General features: G+C 49.0%; 20 protein-coding genes. 10 read left to right on the forward strand and 10 right to left on the reverse strand.

The annotated features are described in order from the left end of the window. Positions 1 to 40: 40 nt before the first annotated feature. Together argA and ACO0LC_RS05910 are read left to right on the forward strand one after the other, a co-directional pair. Positions 41 to 1,351: an amino-acid N-acetyltransferase gene (argA, locus tag ACO0LC_RS05905; protein WP_423001581.1), complete on the forward strand. Its 1,311-nt coding sequence runs from the start codon at positions 41 to 43 to the stop codon at positions 1,349 to 1,351. A gap of 51 nt (positions 1,352 to 1,402) precedes the next feature. Next, positions 1,403 to 1,675 carry an oxidative damage protection protein gene (locus ACO0LC_RS05910; protein WP_186951668.1) on the forward strand — a complete coding sequence of 91 codons (273 nt, stop codon included), beginning with the start codon at positions 1,403 to 1,405 and terminating at the stop codon, positions 1,673 to 1,675. An 82-nt stretch (positions 1,676 to 1,757) separates the two neighbouring features. On the opposite strand, the gene rpiA is transcribed toward ACO0LC_RS05910, so the two are convergent. Beyond that, positions 1,758 to 2,429 carry a ribose-5-phosphate isomerase RpiA gene (gene rpiA, locus ACO0LC_RS05915; RefSeq protein ID WP_423001584.1) on the reverse strand — a complete coding sequence of 224 codons (672 nt, stop codon included), beginning with the start codon at positions 2,427 to 2,429 and terminating at the stop codon, positions 1,758 to 1,760. 82 nt (positions 2,430 to 2,511) lie between these two features. Further along, entirely contained in the window at positions 2,512 to 3,519 is a 1,008-nt protein-coding gene (locus ACO0LC_RS05920; RefSeq protein ID WP_423001586.1) for a serine/threonine protein kinase, read from the reverse strand. Positions 3,520 to 3,630: 111 nt separating this feature from the next. Here ACO0LC_RS05920 and ACO0LC_RS05925 point away from each other — a divergent pair, with 111 nt between their 5' ends. Then, positions 3,631 to 4,332: a UPF0149 family protein gene (locus ACO0LC_RS05925; RefSeq protein WP_423001588.1), complete on the forward strand. Its 702-nt coding sequence runs from the start codon at positions 3,631 to 3,633 to the stop codon at positions 4,330 to 4,332. Positions 4,333 to 4,439: 107 nt separating this feature from the next. Then, positions 4,440 to 4,694 (forward strand): acyl-CoA-binding protein, encoded by a 255-nt coding sequence (locus ACO0LC_RS05930; RefSeq protein WP_423001590.1) that lies wholly within the window; start codon positions 4,440 to 4,442, stop codon positions 4,692 to 4,694. A 9-nt stretch (positions 4,695 to 4,703) separates the two neighbouring features. On the opposite strand, the gene ACO0LC_RS05935 is transcribed toward ACO0LC_RS05930, so the two are convergent. Then, positions 4,704 to 5,675 carry a 2-hydroxyacid dehydrogenase gene (locus ACO0LC_RS05935; protein ID WP_423001592.1) on the reverse strand — a complete coding sequence of 324 codons (972 nt, stop codon included), beginning with the start codon at positions 5,673 to 5,675 and terminating at the stop codon, positions 4,704 to 4,706. A 404-nt stretch (positions 5,676 to 6,079) separates the two neighbouring features. On the opposite strand from ACO0LC_RS05935, the gene fdxA reads away from it, so the two are divergent. Further along, on the forward strand, positions 6,080 to 6,403 hold the full coding sequence (fdxA, locus tag ACO0LC_RS05940) for a ferredoxin FdxA (RefSeq protein WP_186951675.1): 324 nt from the start codon (positions 6,080 to 6,082) through the stop codon (positions 6,401 to 6,403). 74 nt (positions 6,404 to 6,477) lie between these two features. Beyond that, entirely contained in the window at positions 6,478 to 7,548 is a 1,071-nt protein-coding gene (locus tag ACO0LC_RS05945; RefSeq protein WP_423001595.1) for an NAD(P)/FAD-dependent oxidoreductase, read from the forward strand. A gap of 69 nt (positions 7,549 to 7,617) precedes the next feature. On the opposite strand, the gene ACO0LC_RS05950 is transcribed toward ACO0LC_RS05945, so the two are convergent. Then, complete coding sequence (locus ACO0LC_RS05950; protein ID WP_423001597.1) at positions 7,618 to 8,742, reverse strand: response regulator; 1,125 nt, start codon at positions 8,740 to 8,742, stop codon at positions 7,618 to 7,620. 71 nt (positions 8,743 to 8,813) lie between these two features. Next, positions 8,814 to 13,106 (reverse strand): response regulator, encoded by a 4,293-nt coding sequence (locus ACO0LC_RS05955; protein ID WP_423001599.1) that lies wholly within the window; start codon positions 13,104 to 13,106, stop codon positions 8,814 to 8,816. A gap of 476 nt (positions 13,107 to 13,582) precedes the next feature. Here ACO0LC_RS05955 and ACO0LC_RS05960 point away from each other — a divergent pair, with 476 nt between their 5' ends. From ACO0LC_RS05960 to nth, 3 genes are all read left to right on the forward strand, one after another. Then, positions 13,583 to 14,818 (forward strand): polyhydroxyalkanoate depolymerase, encoded by a 1,236-nt coding sequence (locus tag ACO0LC_RS05960; RefSeq protein ID WP_423001601.1) that lies wholly within the window; start codon positions 13,583 to 13,585, stop codon positions 14,816 to 14,818. A gap of 102 nt (positions 14,819 to 14,920) precedes the next feature. Further along, positions 14,921 to 15,628 (forward strand): electron transport complex subunit RsxB, encoded by a 708-nt coding sequence (gene rsxB / locus ACO0LC_RS05965; protein WP_423001603.1) that lies wholly within the window; start codon positions 14,921 to 14,923, stop codon positions 15,626 to 15,628. After that, positions 15,625 to 16,272: an endonuclease III gene (nth, locus tag ACO0LC_RS05970; RefSeq protein WP_423001605.1), complete on the forward strand. Its 648-nt coding sequence runs from the start codon at positions 15,625 to 15,627 to the stop codon at positions 16,270 to 16,272. The genes rsxB and nth overlap by 4 nt, the downstream gene beginning before the upstream one ends. Before the next feature lie 79 nt (positions 16,273 to 16,351). Here nth and ACO0LC_RS05975 read toward each other — a convergent pair whose 3' ends face one another. Continuing rightward, a complete protein-coding gene (locus tag ACO0LC_RS05975) occupies positions 16,352 to 16,933 on the reverse strand; it encodes a malonic semialdehyde reductase (protein ID WP_423001607.1) in 582 nt (193 codons plus the stop codon). A 111-nt stretch (positions 16,934 to 17,044) separates the two neighbouring features. Here ACO0LC_RS05975 and ACO0LC_RS05980 point away from each other — a divergent pair, with 111 nt between their 5' ends. Beyond that, positions 17,045 to 17,473, forward strand: coding sequence for a DUF1841 family protein (locus ACO0LC_RS05980; RefSeq protein ID WP_423001609.1), 429 nt, complete (start codon positions 17,045 to 17,047; stop codon positions 17,471 to 17,473). Between the two features lie 72 nt (positions 17,474 to 17,545). Here ACO0LC_RS05980 and bamC read toward each other — a convergent pair whose 3' ends face one another. From bamC to ACO0LC_RS06000, 4 genes are all read right to left on the reverse strand, one after another. Continuing rightward, positions 17,546 to 18,709: an outer membrane protein assembly factor BamC gene (bamC, locus tag ACO0LC_RS05985; protein ID WP_423001611.1), complete on the reverse strand. Its 1,164-nt coding sequence runs from the start codon at positions 18,707 to 18,709 to the stop codon at positions 17,546 to 17,548. Positions 18,710 to 18,785: 76 nt separating this feature from the next. Beyond that, complete coding sequence (gene dapA / locus ACO0LC_RS05990; protein ID WP_423001613.1) at positions 18,786 to 19,670, reverse strand: 4-hydroxy-tetrahydrodipicolinate synthase; 885 nt, start codon at positions 19,668 to 19,670, stop codon at positions 18,786 to 18,788. Between the two features lie 99 nt (positions 19,671 to 19,769). Beyond that, a complete protein-coding gene (locus ACO0LC_RS05995; protein ID WP_423001615.1) occupies positions 19,770 to 20,339 on the reverse strand; it encodes a class I SAM-dependent methyltransferase in 570 nt (189 codons plus the stop codon). Positions 20,340 to 20,370: 31 nt separating this feature from the next. After that, positions 20,371 to 21,045: a site-2 protease family protein gene (locus ACO0LC_RS06000; RefSeq protein ID WP_423001617.1), complete on the reverse strand. Its 675-nt coding sequence runs from the start codon at positions 21,043 to 21,045 to the stop codon at positions 20,371 to 20,373. Between the last annotated feature and the right edge of the window lie 25 nt (positions 21,046 to 21,070).

A 21,070-nucleotide genomic window follows, 5' to 3' on the forward strand; every position in this document is an offset into this window, starting at 1 on the left:
ATTGATCATCCATTTTCCCGACTCAGATTATAATTGGAGAATGGAAAATCCCGTTCAATTCGTTCATTGGTTGCGTTCAGTCGCCCCTTATATTCATGCCTTCCGTGGAAAAACCTTTGTGGTTGCCTTTCCCGGGGAACTGGTCATGGCAGGTGCCCTGCCAGTTTTGGCACAAGATTTATCACTTTTACATGCTCTTGGCATCAAAATTGTCATTGTTCATGGCTCACGACCCCAGGTAGCCGAGCAACTGGCCCTGCGAAACGTAGAAGGCCGCTTTCATAATGGCATACGCATTACCGACACTGCCGCGCTGGAATGCTCAAAAGAAGCTGCAGGCGAATTACGTCTGGATATCGAGGCCGCATTTAGCCAGGGCTTACCTAACACACCTATGGCACATTCTGCCATACGTATTATTTCTGGCAATTTTGTTACAGCAAAACCCATAGGCATAGTCGGCGGTGTGGATTTTCAATTGACGGGTATTGCCCGCAAAGTCGCTTACGACACTATCCACCGCATTCTCGACGCAGGTAATCTGATTTTGCTGGGGCCGTTGGGTTTCTCGCCTACTGGCGAAGCCTTCAATCTGACCATGGAAGACGTCGCCGTCTCGACTGCAACTGCCCTGCGTGCAGACAAACTGATTTTCATCACTGAAACACCGATGATGATGGATCAGGACAAGGATGAAATCCGTGAATTGTCTTTCATGCAGGCAGAGCAGGAATTGAAAGCTGGCTACTTGCCACTTGATTCTGCTTTTTACCTGGAACATGCGATCAAGGCTTCACGTGGCGGCGTACCGCGAATACATATCGTGCCTTACGAGATGGATGGCTCGGCATTGCTGGAATTATTTACCCATGATGGCGTGGGCACCATGGTGTCTTCAGAAAACCTGGAAAGCCTGCGTGAAGCCACCATTGAAGATGTCGGTGGCATCATCAAGTTGATAGAACCTCTGGAAGCAGATGGCACCCTGGTCAAGCGTGGCCGCGAATTGATAGAGCGCGAAATCAATTATTTCTCGGTCATCGAGCATGATGGTGTGATTTTTGGTTGTGCCGCGTTATACCCTTTCCCTTTCGAAAAAATGGCAGAAATGGCTTGCCTGACTGTCAATCCCGATGTACAAAGCCAGGGGGATGGCGAACGCATACTTAAACATATGGAAAAACGTGCACGGCGCGCTGGTTTCCACAGTCTGTTTGTGTTGACGACACGTACCGCACACTGGTTCCTGAAACGTGGATTTGTCAGTGCCTCAGTTGACGATTTACCAAAAGACCGGCAGAAAATGTATAACTGGCAACGCAAATCCCTGGTTCTGATCAAGCAACTCTAAGCCAGTGGTCGTATAATTCAGGCTGTTTTCAAGATATGAAGGAGCAACAACATGGCCCGCATGGTCCACTGCATTAAATTAGACAAAGAAGCCGAAGGCCTGGACGTCCCCACTTACCCAGGTGAATTGGGCAAGAGAATTTATGAAAGCGTGTCCAAAGAAGCCTGGGCCGCCTGGCTCAAGCATCAAACCATGCTGGTCAATGAGAACCGCCTGAATCTGGCAGATACCCGCGCCCGCAAGTATCTGGCAACTCAGATGGAAAAGCATTTCTTTGGCGATGGCGCTGATGCTGCAACTGGTTACGTGCCACCTACTGAGTAAATCAGTCTTATTTCAGCTTCAAATCAGACAAAAAAGCCCGCAATATGAGATTGCGGGCTTTTTCACTGATAACCAGGGCGTATTAAAACTGCAAAGTCTTTACACCTTCAGCCGTGCCTAGCAAACACACATTTGCACCCTGGCGGGCGAACAGACCCACCGTTACCACACCCACGATATTATTAATCTGTGCTTCCAGCTCCAGCGGATCCTGGATTTGCATGCCATGCACATCCAGTATCATATTGCCATTGTCTGTTAACAAGGCCTGGCCATCTTTCATACGCAAACGCGCCTCTCCCCCCAGGGTCTTAAGCTTGCGGGCGACGACTGCATGCGACATGGGGATCACCTCTACCGGCAAAGGGAACTTACCCAGCACGTCCACCAGCTTGGAACCGTCGGCGATACAGATAAATTTTTCTGCCACTGAAGCAACGATTTTTTCACGTGTCAATGCTGCACCACCGCCCTTGATCATTGCACCGGATGGCGTGATTTCATCGGCACCGTCGATATACACGGGCATGGATGTCACCTCATTCAAATCCAGCACGGTAATACCATGGGAACGCAAACGGGCCGCCGTCCCTTCTGAAGATGCCACTGCCGCCTTGACTTTATGCTTGATCTTGGCCAGTTCATCAATAAAGAAATTGGCTGTCGAGCCTGTACCCACACCAACGATCTCGCCTTCAACGACGTAGGCAATGGCAGCCTGGGCAACTGCTAGTTTCAATTCATCTTGGGTCATGGTGCTTATCCATCTGGTTTATAAAATTGGCGGGATTTTACAGTAGCGAACAAGCTTCTTGCCAGCCTCACTGCAAATACCATCAAATTGGCCACAAAGGTGGCTCCTCCATCAAGGCAACCTGTTCTCGCAATTCCAGTATGCGGTCTTGCCAGTAACGCTGACTATTAAACCATGGGAAGGCCGCAGGAAAGGCAGGATCGCTCCAGCGCTGCGCCAGCCAGGCCGAGTAATGGATGAGCCTGAGTGTGCGCAAAGCCTCTATCAGGTAAAGTTGTCGCTGCTCGAATTCAAAAAAATCCTCATAGCCGGCCAGGATATCCGTTAACTGGCTCTGCATATCACTGCGCTCGCCCGACAGCAGCATCCATAAATCCTGTATGCCTGGCCCCATGCGGCTATCGTCAAAGTCAACGAAATGCGGCCCTGCTTCTGGCCCGGATTCCAACCACAAAACATTGCCCAAATGACAATCTCCATGCAAGCGCAATTGCTGCACGTCCCCTGCCCTGTCATAGCAAGCCTGGATACCATCCAGGGCTTGCTGGCTGACACTGGTATAGGCTGCCAGCAAATCAGGCGGAATGAAATCATGTTCAAGCAGCCAGGCACGTGGCAAGACACCAAAGCTTTGCGCATCCAGGGCTGGCCTGAGCGCATAGCTGGCCGTGGCACCTACAGCGTGTATGCGCCCTATGAAACGACCCAGCCATTCCAAGGTGGCCGGATCACCTGTCTCGGGCGCACGGCCACTCTGGCGCTTGAATAAGGAAAAGCGGTAACCCTGATAATGCCTGAGACTACTACCATCCTCAGCCTGCAATGCAGCCAACACGGGAATCTCATGCCCTTGCAATTCGCGCACGAATTCATGCTCCTCTTGTATTGCCGCATCGGACCAACGCAAAGGGCGATAAAATTTGGCAATGACTGGAGCTGCGTCCTCTATACCTATCTGATAAACCCGGTTTTCATAGCTATTCAGGGCCAGCATGCGACCATCGCTACGCAAGCCACTGCTTTCTACGGCATCAAGGACGAATTCGGGCGTTAGCCCGGCGAAGGAATCTGGGGGAGTAAAATCTGTCATAGCGCTATTGTACGTGCCCACTGCGCTCGATGACATAAAAGTCCTGCACAGCCAGCAAACAAAGCGCTAAACTGCCGTTATTTTCATATTTACCTTTTCAAGAGTCACGCCATGCATCTCGACGAACCACTAAGCGACAAAGAATTCAATGAACTCGACAAATTCCTGATGTCAGACAAGGTCGGCGACGATGGCATGACCATGGATGCCTTGCATGGCTACCTGACTGCCATTGCCCTTGGCCCGGAAATGATACCTATGGCTGAGTGGTTACCCCTGATCTGGGGCTTGCCTGAACAAGGTGAACCAAAGTTTAAAAATGACAAGGAAATGCAGCGCGTGACCAGCCTGGTAGCCCGCTTCATGAATGAAATCCAGATTACCTTTGAAGTCGCACCTCAGGAATACGAGCCTTTGTTTTGTGTCATGGAACAAAATGGCAAGGAATTGATCGACGGTGAAACCTGGGCCTGGGGTTTTTGGGAAGGCATGCAATTACGCGAAGAGGCTTGGGAAGCGGCCTGGGAATCTGAGGAAATCGGCCCCCTGCTGCAGCCTATCTACCTGCTGGGCGCAGAAGAGATAGAAGAAAGCGAGTTAAAATTCGTCGACACGCCAGAAAAATGTCATGAACTGGCATTGACACTGGAAGCGTCCATCCCCGCCATACGCCGTTTCTGGGCACCTTTGCGCAAGTCTGGCGTCACCACAGTCAAACGAGAAGCACCCAAGGTAGGCAGAAATGACCCATGTCCTTGTGGCAGTGGAAAGAAATACAAAGTCTGCTGCGGTGCAGAACCTACGCTGCATTAATCAGCTGCAAACCTCAAGCGCTGGAGGGAAACCTCTAGCGCAAAACTGCCCGGCCAGCATGTCTTCATGCTATTTTTGCGCTTCTCAATAACATGCTGGAGACTATCATGAGCTTGCAAGAACAATTCGCCCAGGCACAAGCCGATTCCAAAAGCCTGTCCGAGCGTCCGGACAATATGACTCTGCTGAAAATTTATGCCTTGTTCAAACAAGGCAGCACAGGTGATGCCACTGGCGACCGCCCTGGCATGACCGACTTTGTCGGCCGTGCCAAGTTTGATGCCTGGGCTGGCCTGAAAGGTACAACCCAGGATGCAGCAATGCAGCAGTATGTAGATCTGATCACTTCGCTCAAGGATTGAGTTCCAGCCTTAAACCGTAGGATTCAGCCAATCCCTGGGCCTTCCTTCGGTCAGACCGGCGATCAGATTATCTGCAGCCCGGTTTGCCATTGCACGACGTGTTGCCTCAGAGGCACTGGCAATATGCGGGGTCAGGACGACATTACTCAAGGTCAAGAAATCTGGATGAAATTTGGGTTCATTCTCAAATACATCCAGGCCAGCCGCTGCAATCCGCTTTTCACGCAGGGCTGCAATCAGGGCCTGATCATCGACAATACCGCCACGCGCCAAATTCACCAGCGTCGCGCCTGGCTTCATCATTGCCAATTCTGCCACAGCTATGGTGTGATGTGATGCTGCTGAATAGGGCAATACCAACACGACGTGATCAGCTTGCCTCAGCAGCTCTTCCTTGCTTGCATATTGTGCATTATTTGCATAGGCTTCTTGCTCAGCACTGAGGCGGGAGCGATTGTGATACATGACCTTCATGTCAAAACCTGTGGAACGCCTCGCGATAGCTTGCCCTATCCTGCCCATACCTATAATACCCAGGGTAGCTCCATGGACATCTGCGCCCAGGAAAGAATCATAGCGCCATTTGGTCCAGTGACCGGCACGTAGCCAATGTTCGGATTCTGTTACCCGCCTGGCAGTTGCCATCAGCAAGGCCCAGCCAAAATCGGCGGTAGTTTCATTCAGGACCTCAGGCGTATTGCTGGCCATCACGCCATGAGCAGTACAAGCTGGCACATCAATATTGTCATAACCAACGGCCATGCTTGCTATCATTTTCAAATCAGGCAACTGCTGCAACAACTCTGTATTGATTTTGGCACTGGCTGTCGCCAGAGTGCCAGCCTTAGCTTTTAGTTTTGCAGCGAGCTCAGTTGGCGAGAAAACAATATCATCCTGATTCGACTCCACATCAAAATACTGTTCGAGCTTCGTCAACACTTCAGGGAAAATGGCACGTGTTACCAGGATTGCGGGCTTCATATCTGACCTTACATGTGAAAATATCAAAAAGAAAAGGCTTAAGATGTCCATTTGTTTAATAACAGACAAGCTTGATACTGCATAATACCGTCTAAATACCCTTTTTTCTCATGAGGATATGCCAGCTCAACAATTTTCACGCAGGCTATAATTCATGCAAGAAAATTCATGAAGATGATGCAAATCAAGCTGACAGACTGCAGCCAATACTAAAATTACGCACTTGCGGCAAGCTGAACGGCGAACTCCCTTGATATGCCTGCATTTGCTTATGCGCAAACTATATAAGCCTGATTTGTGAGAACTGCTAAATTGCCTTAAAATACAAGGCTTTGCAGCCCTGAGCCTATTTTTGCGCCTTGGCTGCGCCTAAATCCCGAATTTTTAGTTTAGATTGGACTGTTATGACCCACGTTGTGACCGAATCCTGCATCCGCTGCCGCTATACCGATTGCGTGGATGTGTGCCCGGTGGACTGCTTCCGTGCTGGCCCGAATTTCCTGATCATTGATCCAGACGAATGCATTGATTGCGCCGTGTGCGTTGCAGAGTGCCCGGCTAACGCCATTTTTGCTGAAGAAGATGTGCCAGCAGATCAACAGCAATTCATCAAGATCAATGCCGACCTGACCCGCAAATGGCCGTCGATTACCAAGACAGTTGCCCCTTTGCCAGATGCTGACGACTGGAAAGACGTCAAAGACAAATTGCAATATCTGGACAAATAAGTATCCGGGAAAGCAATATGGGCTTTTGCTAATCGGCTCAAACAAATCCGCAATATCAGGAAACATCTCGTCGTATGGAAAACAAACAAACTACCGCGGCCAACGCCGCCATTGAAGCAGATGCCGTCATCATAGGTGCAGGCCCAGTCGGCCTGTTCCAGGTATTCGAACTTGGCTTGCTCGAAATCAAAGCACACGTTATTGACTCTCTGGCAGTCGTCGGTGGCCAATGCGTAGAGCTGTATCCCGATAAGCCGATTTATGACATTCCTGCCGTACCTGTTTGCACAGGTCAGGAATTGACAGACAATCTGTTGAAGCAAATTGAACCTTTCGAACCGACTTTCCATCTGGGTCAGGAAGTGACCTTGGTTGAACGCCGTGAAGATGGCCGTTTTGACCTGGAGACATCAACGGGCACACGCTTCATCACCAAAACTATCTTCATCGCTGCTGGTGTTGGCTCGTTCCAGCCACGCACTTTGAAAGTGGAAGGCATAGAAGCCTTTGAAAACAAGCAGGTGTTCTACCGCGTTAAAGACCCTACCCAGTTCCACGGCAAAAACCTGGTGATATGCGGTGGCGGTGACTCTGCGCTGGACTGGGCATTGAATCTGGTTGGCAAGGCCGAATCCGTCGTGGTATTGCACCGCCGTGAAGACTTCCGCGCTGCTCCCGCTTCTGTGGCCAAGATGAAAGAACTCTGCGACAACTATGAAATGCAACTCACCATAGGCCAGGTCACAGGCATAGAAACCAAAGACGATGTGCTCTCTGAAATCAAGGTCACTGGTGCAGATGGCGTCACTCGCCGCATGCCACTCGATACTCTGCTGGTGTTCTTCGGCCTGTCACCAAAGCTTGGCCCTATCGCCGAATGGGGTCTGGACATAGAGCGCAAGCAATTGAAGGTCGTCAATACCGAGAAATTTGAAACCAATGTTCCTGGCATTTTTGCAGTAGGTGATATCAACACCTATCCTGGCAAGAAAAAACTCATCCTGTCCGGCTTCCATGAAGCTGCGCTGGCTGCGTTTGGTGCTGCACCGTATATTTTCCCTGACAAGAAAATCCACATGCAATACACCACCACATCACCAAAGCTACACAAAATCCTGGGCGTGGAAACACCGGTTTTCGATTAATCAGGAAACAGCTCAAACAAAAAAGCGCAAAGAAATCTTTGCGCTTTTTTCTTATCCAAACGCATGCTATTAATTTGCCGGGACGTGGGAGTCAGATTCCTTGAATTGATTGGCAATCTGATTAAATTCATCCGTAATTTGCAAAAAGGCATCCAGGATATCCGGATCAAAATGCGTGCCATGCCCCTTGCGCATGATGCTGATAGCTTCCTCATGCGAAAACGCTGGTTTATAGACGCGTCGCGAGATCAGGGCATCATACACATCGGCCACAGCCATCAGGCGTGCTGACAAAGGGATGGCATTACCAACCAGATTTTCCGGATAACCTGAGCCATCCCATTTTTCCTGATGCGAATACGTGATTTCACGGGCAAAGCGCAAAAACTCATTACTCTCGCCCAGGTATTTTTCTACCGAAATAATGGTTTCCCGCCCGTACACCGTATGCAATTTCATGACTTCAAATTCCTCTGATGTCAGCTTGTCAGGTTTGAGCAAAATATTATCGGGAATACCGACTTTGCCGATATCGTGCAAAGGAGCGGATTTATAGAGCAAATCGATGTTTTCGTCTGTCAGCTCATTACTGAAACGCGCATGGCTTTTGAGTTTGCGTGCCAGTGCAGCGACATAATTCTGGGTCCGGCGTATGTGGTTACCAGTTTCATTGTCTCTTGTCTCAGCCAGCGAAGCCATGGCCATGATGATGGCGTCCTGCATCTTGGCCAGCTTACGGGTTCTGTCCTGCACCAGACTCTCCAGATGCTTGTTCTGGTCTTGCAATAAGTGGCGGGCACGTACCAGATTCAATTGCGTCGCCACTCTCGCCAATACAATGGGCGGGCTGATAGGTTTGCTGATGTAATCAACAGCCCCCAGACGCAAGCCCATTTCTTCATCCTGCACCTGGCTCTTGGCGGTCAGGAAAATGATAGGAATATCGGAAGTAGCCGGGTCTGCCTTGAGACGTCGACAAGTCTCATAACCATCCATTTCTGGCATCATGACATCCAGCAAAATCAGGTCGGGACCTGGCAAGCTGGAAGCGATTTGCAAGGCTTTCAAACCATTGGTAGCGATCTTGATTTTGTACTGGTCTTTCAACAAGCCCGACAAGAGTGAAATATTGTCGGGTGTATCATCCACGATCAACACCACCTGCTTGGCATTTTGATCAAATACCTCACTCATAGATCACCTCGATAAGAAGTAATTGCCCCACATTCCTGTGTATGCCATGCATCAAACTGGATTTCATCAAATCAAAGTATTTCATAACCGAGGTTTTTCGCACTATTGCTCAATAAATTCAAGGCTGCATCATAGTCAAACTGCCTGACCGCACGCATGATTTGCTTTTGCACGTCAACACCAAATGCATTGGCTATCATGTCACCTGACTCTAACAGCAAGTCGACTGCTTCGCCATCGTAATCACGCAACAAGTTACAGCATTTTACAAGTAAGTTTTGCATAAGCTCATGATCAACCGGCAACAATTCGACTGGCTTGGCTTCCGCTTTATTTGCGGTTTTTTCCAGCGTCAATACCTGGTCTATCGCATTGATAGTAGTCAGCATTGCTTGCGCACATCTATCCAACACCGGCATCAGCTCCACTATATTGGCATTGTCATGCAATTTCAATTCAAGTTCAGCTGCATAAGGTTGTATGGTTTTTGCCCCTATCAAACCAGCCACCCCTTTGAGGGTATGTGCCAGGCGCTCTGCCAATAAAATATCCCCTGCTTCCAGCGCATTACGGATATGTTCAACAACATTGCGCTGATCATCACAAAAACGCGATAACAACTCCAGATAAAACGAGCGGTTGCCCAAGGTGCGACTCAGACCTTCTTCTACATCAATACCTTCAATCAGCAAGCTATTGCTGATGTCTTGTATCGGCAGTTGTACATTATCAAAATTGCTACCAGTCACATGATCCGGGCACCAGTGTGAAATAGCGTGATACAACTCTTTGGGATTAATGGGTTTAGCGAGATGTGCATTCATGCCGGACGCAAAACAGAGCTCGCGCTCCTCCACCATGGCATGTGCCGTCATAGCGACAATGGGCAAATCATCAAAGCGTGTATCCGCGCGTATCAGGCGGGTTGCCTCGTGCCCATCCATTTCAGGCATCTGTACGTCCATAAACACGACGCCGTAATACTCAGGATTGGTTTTGCTCACCATATCCACCGCAATTTTGCCGTTACGAGCAATATCAACGGCGACACCCGCAGCCTCCATCAGTTCACGGGCAATTTGTTGATTGATTTCATTGTCTTCAACCAGCAAGACGCGCAAATCCGTATACTTGGGCACCAGCACGCCATGACTGACAGGAATGGTGTAACTGCTGCTAGAAAACAATTCAACCAGACAATCCACCAGGGTAGAGGCATTGACGGGTTTGGTTAAGAATCCATCAGGCAAGGCAATATCATCGCGGTAGCTGACCTCTTCACGCCCGTGCGCACTGACCAATACCATCAAAGGTGCAGGTTGCAAGGAACCGTCGCGCTTCAGATAGGTAATCAGTTCCAGGCCATCCATTTCAGGCATGCGCAGGTCAGTGAATATTACGCCGTAGGGATGAGTAAGACTGCATTCCCGAACCGCCTGTAAAGCAGCAGCACCGCTATTGACGACATCAATATCAACAGGCAACTCGGACAATATTTCCTGCAAAATTTCGGCAGCGGCGGGATTATCATCCACGATCAACAAACGCATGCCATTAATCGCACCAGGCACGACCTGACGCTGGACTACCGGCTGTGCAATACCAAACCAGCCCGTGAAGTATACACAGGTGCCACGCCCTGCTTCGCTACGCAAAGCGATTTCCCCTCCCATTAATTCAACCATCCCTTTGGAAATCGACAAACCCAAACCTGTACCACCAAATTTGCGGGTCGTCGATTCATCGGCCTGGCTAAAGGGGCGGAATAATTTATCTGACTGCTCTTCTGACATGCCTATGCCAGTGTCCCGCACTTCGAACTTGAGCTTGACCTTGCCACCCGCCATTTCCATGGTCTGGCAAGTGACATAGATTTCACCCTGCTCTGTGAATTTAATGGCATTATTGATGAGGTTGATCAAGACCTGCCCCAATCTCAATGGGTCGCCATTGAGATAACGCGGAATATCCGGCGGCGCCCGGAACAGGAACTCCAGGCCCTTTTCATCGGCTTTGTCGGTGGTCACTGCCGAAATATTGTTGAGTACGTCATCGAGATTGAAATCGACTTGTTCGATATTCAATTTCCCTGCTTCTATCTTGGAGAAATCGAGAATGTCGTTGATGATACCCAACAAAGAAATACCCGCCTTATGGATTTTCTCTACATAGTCTTTTTGCTTGGAATTGAGATCCGTCCTTAAAGCCAGATGTGCCATGCCTATGATGGCATTCATAGGTGTGCGGATTTCATGGCTCATATTGGCCAGAAACATGGATTTCGCTTCCGTCGTTTCTTCTGCATGACGGCGCGCCATTTCTGCTTCTTTCAACTCATTTTGCATTTGCAAGGTTTGCAAGCGAATTTGCTCAGCCATGCTCTCTTTGAGTTGCGATTCCAGTAATTTTCTCTGCGTGATATCCGACACAAAAGACAGGGTCGCGGGGCGCCCCTCCCAATCTATCATGACGGCAGATAATTCCACCCAGATGATGGAACGAGTCCGATGATTTTCTATGCGAAAATGGTAGTACTGCTCGACATTTTCACCACGCAAACGCCGGGTGTGGTGGTCTATCACCATGGGTCTGTCGTCAGGATAGATAGCGGTGATAAAAGACATTTGCGCCAACTCTTCAGACTGATAACCAGTCAGGCTTTGCACACGTGGATTGGCAAAGACGATGCGGCCATCCTGCACGACCAGGATGCCCTCCGTGACGTTATTGATGAGTTGTCGATAATGCTGCTCAGACTTACTCAAGTCTTCTTCGAGCTGGCGACGGGCAGAAATATCCATAACAACCCAGACCGTGCCATGGGTCAGATTGGTTTTATCAACAGCACGCCCGGAAAAATGCACCCAGAACAGGCTGCCGTCACTGCGCCGCATCTTTAATTCAGTTTCGTAAGCCTCACCTCTCAAGACAGACTGATTGACTGCCGCGCCTGAATCCAGATAAGCATCACGCGATTCATAAAAAGGTTCCAACGAGGAACCCAGCACTTGTTCGCGTGCCACGCCAAATATCTGGCACAAGGGAGTGTTAACCCACTGCACCCGCCCCTGATTATTCAGGAAAACCATACCAACAATGGAATTTTCCAACACGGTTTCCCGCTCGGCCAGCATGCGTTTTAATTCATCCTCCAACTGACGGCGCTCGACCATGGCACGCTCGGCCATGCGCCTTGCCAACTCGGCTTCTTTTAATTCATTCCTGATGTGCAAAGTCTGCACGTGGACACGGGTCGCCAGTCCTTGCGCCTTGGCGAACAGATCAAGATAGCGTTTTTGCTCATCATAGGCTTCCTTCCATTCGCCCAGCTCGGTAAATATCTCGGACAATTCCTTGATAGCCCTCAGGGGCATGTAGATATAACCATTGCCGCCAACCTCATCGACTGCCCTGCGCAGATCACGAATAGCGTCAGGGTAGCGTTTGTGGCAACGATGCAAATGGCCACTGACCCACCAGCTATAGGGTTTCAGATGCTTGTCTTCAAAGCTATCGAGCAAACTCATCGCGGTTTCACTGAGCTTGTCGGCCTCCTCCAGTTGACCACGCATGGCCAGGGTATATGCTGCTACTGATAAACAAAATGCCCTGCTGGAGTTATCGGTGTTCTCGCCGCTCTTTATCCCGCCTATATACGATGCAATGGTCTGATAGGCTTCTTCATACTTGTCCAGCGAAACCTTGCACAAGGCCAGCATAGTAGACACAAAAGGTGCCAGCCAGCGCTCACTGGAATTAACAGCAATATCCCTGGCCTCTTGCAATAAAACTTCTGCATCTTCGGCATTCCCGCTAACGTAAAAAATCTCTCCCAGGTTGGCCGTCACTTGCGCTACGCGATTTGGTATCTGCAAGGCACGCGCATCATTGAGCGCTGTGTAAAAGTGACGTATGGCTTCTTCGGTATAACCCAGTTCCTGTGACAAAATACCCAGGGTGTTATAGACCACAACAGAGATACGACTCACCCGCATGCGCAATGCTGGCACGATGCGTGCGTGGCACAGTCCATAGGCCTCTTGTACCTGGCCACGGCGACGCCAGACAGCAATTGTGCCAAACAGGGCGAATGCCATACCCTCGTGTTCATCCACTGACTCAAACAAGGTCGCGGCACGCTCAAACACAGGCGCAGCCTGCTCCATGTGATCGTCAAAATAATCAGCAAAGGCTTCAATCAGATCCGCAGCAATCATGGCGGTGGGATTGGATTTTCCAGGCTCTTGCTGACGCATGCTGGCAGCAATTTTGCGACCATCTGCAGGGTTATCGCGCATCAGGTCCAGGGCATCAAGACAAAGTTCGCGCCAATGGATTTCTGCTAGAGAACTATCTTTACTCATTCTGCTCAGCTCTTCAGATAGAAATGATGCATTGAAAATCAAATTAAACCTGAACATGACTTGCACTAAGTTCAGGCATACATTTATGAGTCTGTCTGACAATATGACAATATTAATGCCAGAGTCTCGATTATGGATACAGATTGCCAATAACTGTGTCTTTTATCCGAACAAATCAACAAAGCAAACACTATTCAGTTTCACAAAGCGAATAAGACAAGTGATTCATGAAAAATAACTTAAATTTCAACATTTCCACAAGAAATGATTGTATTTAAATCAATGATTTAACATTAATTCACACCAACAAGTTAAGCAAGTCTTTTGCCCAGCCACAAATTTTTAAAACTGGTTTATGATGCATTGCAACAGTTCGATTAAGTGTTTTTTCTAAGCTTGTTTCGCCCTGTGTCATTTGGTCCAGGCTATCCCGTTCTGACTAATGAATGCATGGCCCCCTATTTGAAAGATTCACTATGCTTTATCAATTTCATGAGCTCAATCGTGCCTTTCTGAATCCCTTGACTCAATGGGCAGAAGCATCTTCAAAACTGTTCACCAATCCCGTATCCCCATTGGCGCACACTCCCTACTCGCAACGCATTGCTGCGGGTTATGAATTGCTGTTTCGCCTGGGCAAAGATTACGAAAAACCAGAATTCGGCATCACCTCTACTACCATAGAAAAACAAGAAGTAGAAATTGCGCAAAGCACGGCTGTCATCAAGCCTTTCTGCAAACTGCTGCATTTCAAAAAAGTCCTGAGCGACAAAGATCTGAGCAAACTGAATCAGCCAAAAGTTTTGCTGGTGGCGCCTTTGTCAGGCCATCACTCAACCCTGCTGCGCGACACTGTGCGTGGTTTGCTGCCCAAGCATGATGTGTATATTACTGACTGGACAGATGCGCGCATGGTGCCCTTATCTGCAGGACCTTTCCATCTGCATGATTATATTTATTACGTTCAAGACTTTATCCATTTCCTGGGCGAAGGCACGCATGTGATTTCAGTATGCCAGCCTACCGTGCCGGTACTGGCTGCAATTTCGCTGATGGCGACTGCCAAAGATCCTTTGCTGCCAAAAACCATGACGCTTATGGGTGGGCCGATAGATCCACGCAAATCACCAACCCAGGTCAATAACCTGGCAACGGAAAAGAAATTTTCCTGGTTTGAAAACACCGTCATTTACAGTGTGCCAGCAAATTATCCTGGTTATGGTCGCAAGGTGTATCCGGGTTTCCTGCAGCATACCGGCTTTGTCGCCATGAATCCCGACCGCCATGCGCAAAGTCACTGGGATTTCTACCAGCACCTGATACAGGGTGACGACGAGTCGGCAGAGCAACATCGTAAATTCTATAATGAATACAATGCTGTACTGGATATGCCAGCTGAGTATTACCTGGAAACCATTAAATCCGTATTCCAGGAATTCCGCTTGCCGACTGGCACTTGGGAAGTCGAGGGCAAGCTGGTCAGGCCACAAGATATCAAGAGCGTGGCCTTGTTCACCGTAGAAGGTGAACTGGACGATATTTCCGGCCCTGGTCAAACCCAGGCTGCCCATGACTTGTGCAGTGGCATCCCAGCCAATATGAAGCAGGATTATGTGGCACCAGGCGCAGGTCATTACGGCATCTTCTCTGGCCGTCGCTGGCGCGATATCATTTGCCCGAAAATTGGTGACTTCATCAAGCAGCACTCTTGATAAATCCAAGACAAAACTTAGCCACGACCCGCAAAGCGTCGTGGCTTTTTGTTTGTGGGCGCTGATGTTTAGGGGGATAATCACGACTCTTTATTGCTTTTTGTGAACACCGTGTCAGATTCTCTCGCAGACCAGCTTGAAAACGCCTTGCCGCAAACCCAGTGCACCAAGTGCGGCTATCCAGCCTGTCGCCCCTATGCTGAAGCCATCACCAATGGCACAGCCAACTATAATCAATGCCCGCCTGGTGGCCAGGAAGGCGTAGTGCGGCTTGCCAACATCTTGGGCAAGCCAGTTATTCTGCTAGATACCAGCCACGGGCTAGCAAGAGAAAGGCCAGTAGCAATAATAGAGGAGGCCTACTGCATAGGCTGCACCCTATGCATACAAGCCTGCCCTGTCGATGCCATCATAGGCGCACCCAAGCAAATGCATAGCATCATCAGTGAACTGTGCACTGGCTGCGACCTTTGTGTTGCACCCTGCCCTGTCGATTGCATCAGCATGCTGCCTGTCACGATAGGGCAAACTGGCTGGGATGCCTGGAGCCAGGCACAAGCAGATCACTCACGTCAGCTTTATACTTTGCGCAATCAGCGCCTGATCCGCGAAAAGCAGGAGAATGATGAACGTCTGGCCGCCAAAGCTGCAGCCAAGCTTGTTGCACTGGAAGCTGAACCAGCATTGAGCGAAGAAGAAATCGCCAGCAAAGAGCGCAAGAAAGCCATTATTGCAGCAGCCATAGAAAGAGCGCGCATCAAAAAACTGCAAGCGCAATCAGAAGACCAAGCACAAGGTGACAAGCAATGAATGCAGCAAAACGCCAGGCCATTTTTGAACGACTGCGACAACAAAACCCGCACCCTACCACCGAACTGGAATACACCACCCCCTTCGAATTACTGATTGCCGTCTTGTTGTCGGCCCAGGCCACTGATGTGTCGGTGAACAAGGCTACCCGCCTGCTGTATCCTGTGGCGAATACTCCGGAGAAAATTCATGCCCTGGGTGTCGACGGCCTGATCCCTTATATACAAACCATAGGTCTGTTCCGTACCAAGGCCAAGAATGTCATCGAGACTTGCCGCATCCTGATGGCAGAGCATGGTGGTGAAGTACCACGTCAGCGCGAAGCACTGGAAGCCTTGCCCGGCGTAGGCAGGAAAACCGCCAATGTGGTCATGAATACAGCCTTTGGCGAGCCGACCATCGCCGTGGATACCCATATCTTCCGGGTATCCAACCGCACTGGCTTAGCACCCGGAAAAAATGTCGACATCGTCGAGCAGAAGTTGATGAAATTTGTCCCGGCAGAATTCAAGCAGGATGCGCATCACTGGCTGATACTGCATGGTCGCTATACCTGTATCGCCAGGAAACCCAAATGCTGGAATTGCATGATCGCTGACTTATGTGAATTCAAGCAAAAGACGCCCTTACCTGATTCAGTTTAAAGAAGCACGCATCACGCATACAAAAACAAAGAGCCTGCAAAAATGCAGGCTCTTTGTTTTTTACGGCACATCAGGATATTCAAACTATCTTGCAAGCCTCATCAAAACTCAAACGAGGTGAACGTGGGAATAGTTGCTGTGCATCGCCATAACCCAGGTTGCAAATGAAATTGACTTTAACCGTAGTGCCAGCAAAAAAGGTCGCATTGAGTTTGTCTGCATCAAAACCCGACATAGGACCGCAATCCAGACCCAAGGCGCGTGCGGCGAGCATGAAGTATGCACCTTGCAGCGACGAGTTACGGAAAGCCGTCGCATCAATGTTGGCCTGGTTGCCAGCGAACCAGGAACGGGCATCCGCATGTGGGAATAATTGTGGCAGCTTTTCAAAAAACTCCATATCCATGCCTACGATGGCAGTGACTGGCGCAGTTTTGGTCTTTTCAAAATTACCTTGGGAAACACAGTCCAGCAATTTTTGTTTTTCAGCGTCAGACCTGACAAATACGATACGGGCAGGCGAACAATTGGCTGAAGTAGAGCCCCACTTCATCAAATCATATATTTCTTGCAATTGCGCATCTGTGACTGGCTTATCAAGCCAGGCGTTATGTGTGCGTGCAGTTGTAAATAGAATGTCCAGCGCTTCTTTGGATAACATGGGAGTCCCTTTCAAATAATCCGTGGATAATAACCCAAGTCATCAAAAGCTTCAGGGCAGCAAAAGAAAATACCTTTTACAATAGGCGCACTTTTTCATTTGGACTTGTTCATGTTCACCCCTAGCCAGCACGATGTACGCCGCTTTTTTTGCGAAACCTTCAGGAAAACCCATGAAAACCTGGTCTTGACCCCACTGGAGATCATTGCCTCTGACTGGATCCGGCAACATCCCGAGTATGAGCACGACCTGGCAGATGTAGAGCAAGCCTTGCAAGCCAATTACAGCGTCGACCAGGGGCAGACCAATCCATTCCTGCACCTGTCCATGCATCTGTCGATAGCCGAACAAATTTCGGTCGATCAGCCACCGGGCATCAAGCAGGCATTTCAGATATTAGCCAGGAAGCATCAGTCTGAGCATGAAGCTCACCATGAAATCATGGAATGCCTGGGTGAGATGATATGGAATTCCCAAAGAACGGGTTTGCCACCAGATGGGCAAGCTTATATAGAAGCGCTAAAGCGGCGCTGCAGTTAAGTTAGCAATAAAAACGCAGCACACAACAAAAAAGCGAGGGCCAGCCTCGCTTTTTTTTATGCAGCCTACAAATTACTTCAGTTGATCATTCAACAATTGCAGGATTTTCTCTGCGACTGCTGAAGAGTCGACCTTACCATCACTACCATGCACGGATACATGACTGACTTCGCCATTTGCTGCGTTTTTAACCAGGATGCGGTACTTCTGCGCATTCTTGGCCGCGTCGCTGGAAGAACCAAACGAGAACAGACGTGAGAAGAAGCCTTCGCTGGCACCCTTGGTCTTGGCATCAATGTCCTGATCTACATAACGGACAAAGTACAAGCCTTGTGAACGGTCACGATCTTCGACTGTGAAACCGATACGGTCCAGGGCCAGGCCTACCCTGCGCCATGAACGATCAAATGCCTCATCCACTTCCACGTAGGTTTTGCCATCATCTTTCAACAATTGCGAATGGGCTTTGCCAGATGCACTTGGTGCAGCCACAGCAGTTTTAGCTTTTTCGCCATCTGAACCCAGGCGTACCATCAGACGTGCAAGGAATTCAGCTTCCAGGCCAGGATCTGCTGCACGTGGCGTCCACACGGTACCATCTTTTTGCGAACCAACCAGCACTTCTTGAGCGCCGCGATGGCTGATATAGATTTCTACCTCGCCATTGGCACCACGTTCCAGGCGGGTACGGAATTTATCACGCTCGCCAGTAGAGTACAGTGAATCCAATACCTTGCCCAAGGTATTGCGGATAATGTCTTGCGGGATTTTGGCGCGATTTTCTGCCCAATCGGTTTCCATGACGCCCGCTTCCTGATTTTCCACATTGATCAGGAAACCCAGTTCTTGCCAAAAGTCTTTCAACTGTGGCCACAGGGCTTCAGGTGTATCTTTCACGACCAGCCAGCGGCTATTGCCATTGCGTTCTATGTGCATGTTCTGGACTTGCTTGGCAGCGACCAGGCCGCCACTGCTGGCAACTTTATTTCCTTTTTCCAGATTGTAACTGGATGCTGTAGCACTACTTTTATTTGCTTCAGGAATAGAAAAACGATTGTCGCGTCGAATTTGCGTCAAATCGGGGGGCACCTCCAGGGATGCGGTCGTTGCCTTACTGGCGCTTCTATAGTCGATCTTGTTAGGTTCGAGAATATTGCCGATTGAACTACAGCCAGTCAAACCTGCCAGCGCCAATGCGCCTATGATGCCGTTTTTAGCAACAAAGCTTTTTGCCATGTGAAAGTCCCTACGTATTAGTATCAATTAAAACTGCGTGAAGCAAACGGCCAGGTTTCCCGGCCGTTCAGGGGAATCATTGTAATACACCAGCCTCACGCATCGCTGCGCGAACGGTTTCATGATATTGCTCAGCCATAGTCACCAAAGGCAAACGAATACCAGTTGGTATCAAGCCCATTTCCACCATCGCCCATTTCACCGGTAAAGGATTGGGTTCAATAAACAATTTATTATGCAAAGGAATCAGGCGATTATTGATGGCAATGGCTTCCTTGACATCACCACGCATGGCGGCCGCGCACAATTCATGCATGGCTTTAGGAGCAACATTGGCCGTTACCGAGATATTGCCTTTACCACCGTACAACATCAATGCCACAGCAGTTGCATCATCACCGGAATACACAGCGAAAGTAGCGGGTGCCAGACGTATCAGGTCGGTGCCTCTGGCGATATTGCCGGTAGCATCCTTGACACCAATAATGCCAGGGACTTGTGCCAGACGCAGTATAGTCTCATTCGACATGTCTGCAACGGTACGGCCAGGCACATTGTACAAAATGATAGGAATATCAACAGATTCAGCAATCTTTTTGAAATGCTGGTACATGCCTTCCTGGGTAGGACGGTTGTAATAAGGCACGACTTGCAAGGAAGCATCAGCGCCAGCCTGCTTGGCGAATTTGGTCAGATTGATGGCTTCTTCAGTTGAATTACCGCCAGAGCCAGCAATAATAGGAATGCGCTTATTGGCATGCTCCACAGCGGCACGTATCAACTCGCAATGTTCTTCGACAGAAACAGTAGGAGACTCACCTGTCGTACCAACGATGACGATACCATCTGTACCTTCGGCAATATGCCAATCAATCAATTTGCGCAAACATGGCAAATCAAGACTGCCATCTGCATGCATGGGGGTTACGATCGCAACCAGACTACCCTGAATCTTTGTCATGTTAATGCAAGAAAAAAGTAAAACCCTGATTGTAGCGGATACACTGCTAAACGGGGCGCAAATAGCTGGAATAAGCCTCTAAACTTGTGAGCATTTGCTTCAAAGCTGGTTTAAAACGCCGACTTTTCCAGCTTTTCTGGCACAAATACGCTGCACCATGGCAGCTTTGGGCTGTTCCACATAGCCATCTTCGTAAGCGATAACGGCCATGCCAACTTCAGGATTAGACTGCATTTGTGTCAGAAGTTCGCCGGGACGCAATAAAAAAGCCGGATTAGAGGGTTTACCAAAATTTTCATTGCCAGCAGCAAAGGTTTCATAAATCAGGATGCCGTCTGGCTTCAGGCTGGCGAGCAAATGCGGGAATAGTCGCCGGTGCAGGTAATTGCAGACGATGATGGCGGCGAAATGATTTTCACCGAACGGCCAGTCATACCCCTCATCACCCGCTTCCAGATCGTGCGTTTTAGTTTCTATACCTTCGGCCTGCAAACCAAGCAGGCTGTCAGTATCCCTGTCTAAAGCCAGCAAAGGCAAACCAAGGGAATGCAGGTAGAAACTATTTCTACCTGCTCCACAGGCAAGATCAAGTACTTGTCCGGCATTTGCGTTAAGCAAATGATGAAAGCGCCGGAGCCAGGCTGAGGGAGCACTTTGTTGCGCAATCAAAAATGAATCCCCAAAAGATCATTTCTCGTACTCAAAATGCACCCAATAGCAGATTAAACGGATACATGCACAGTGATAGCAAGATATTGGCAATCAACATCACTGGCTCCATCCAAAATTGCAGCACATGCATCATCACCAGACCCATGACAATAAAAAAACCATAGGGTTCAATCTGTGCGAATTGATAAGCCAGCTTATGTGGTAAAAGACTAAAGAGTATGCGGCCGCCATCCAGCGGCGGAATGGGGAAAAGATTAAAGGCAAACATAACCAGATTGGTGGTCACTCCCGCGCTTGCCATTTTCATGAAAAATTCTTCCTGAACATGCAGCACCTGCAACAAAGTGGCAAGTAAAAGCCAGGCAAATGCCATGATGAAGTTTGCTCCTGGGCCGGCCAATGCAACCCATGCCATATCACGTTTGGGCTTTTTCAAATTGGAGTAATTGATAGGAACAGGTTTTGCATAGCCAAACAAAAAACCACTACCTGTAGAAACGTAAATAATAGCCAGCACTGTCGGTATCAGGATAGTACCAACCGGATCAATATGCACCATGGGGTTTAAACTCACCCGCCCCTGGCTATACGCAGTCAGGTCGCCAAAATATTTGGCCACATAGGCATGAGCTGCTTCATGTAAAGTGATCGCGAAGATGACAGGCAAGGCAAAAATGGCAATCGTTTGAATTATTTGTTCCATTGGGAATTTCTATTTAAGTAAATCA

The organism is Undibacterium sp. JH2W, from assembly GCF_049340425.1.
GTDB lineage: Bacteria > Pseudomonadota > Gammaproteobacteria > Burkholderiales > Burkholderiaceae_D > Undibacterium.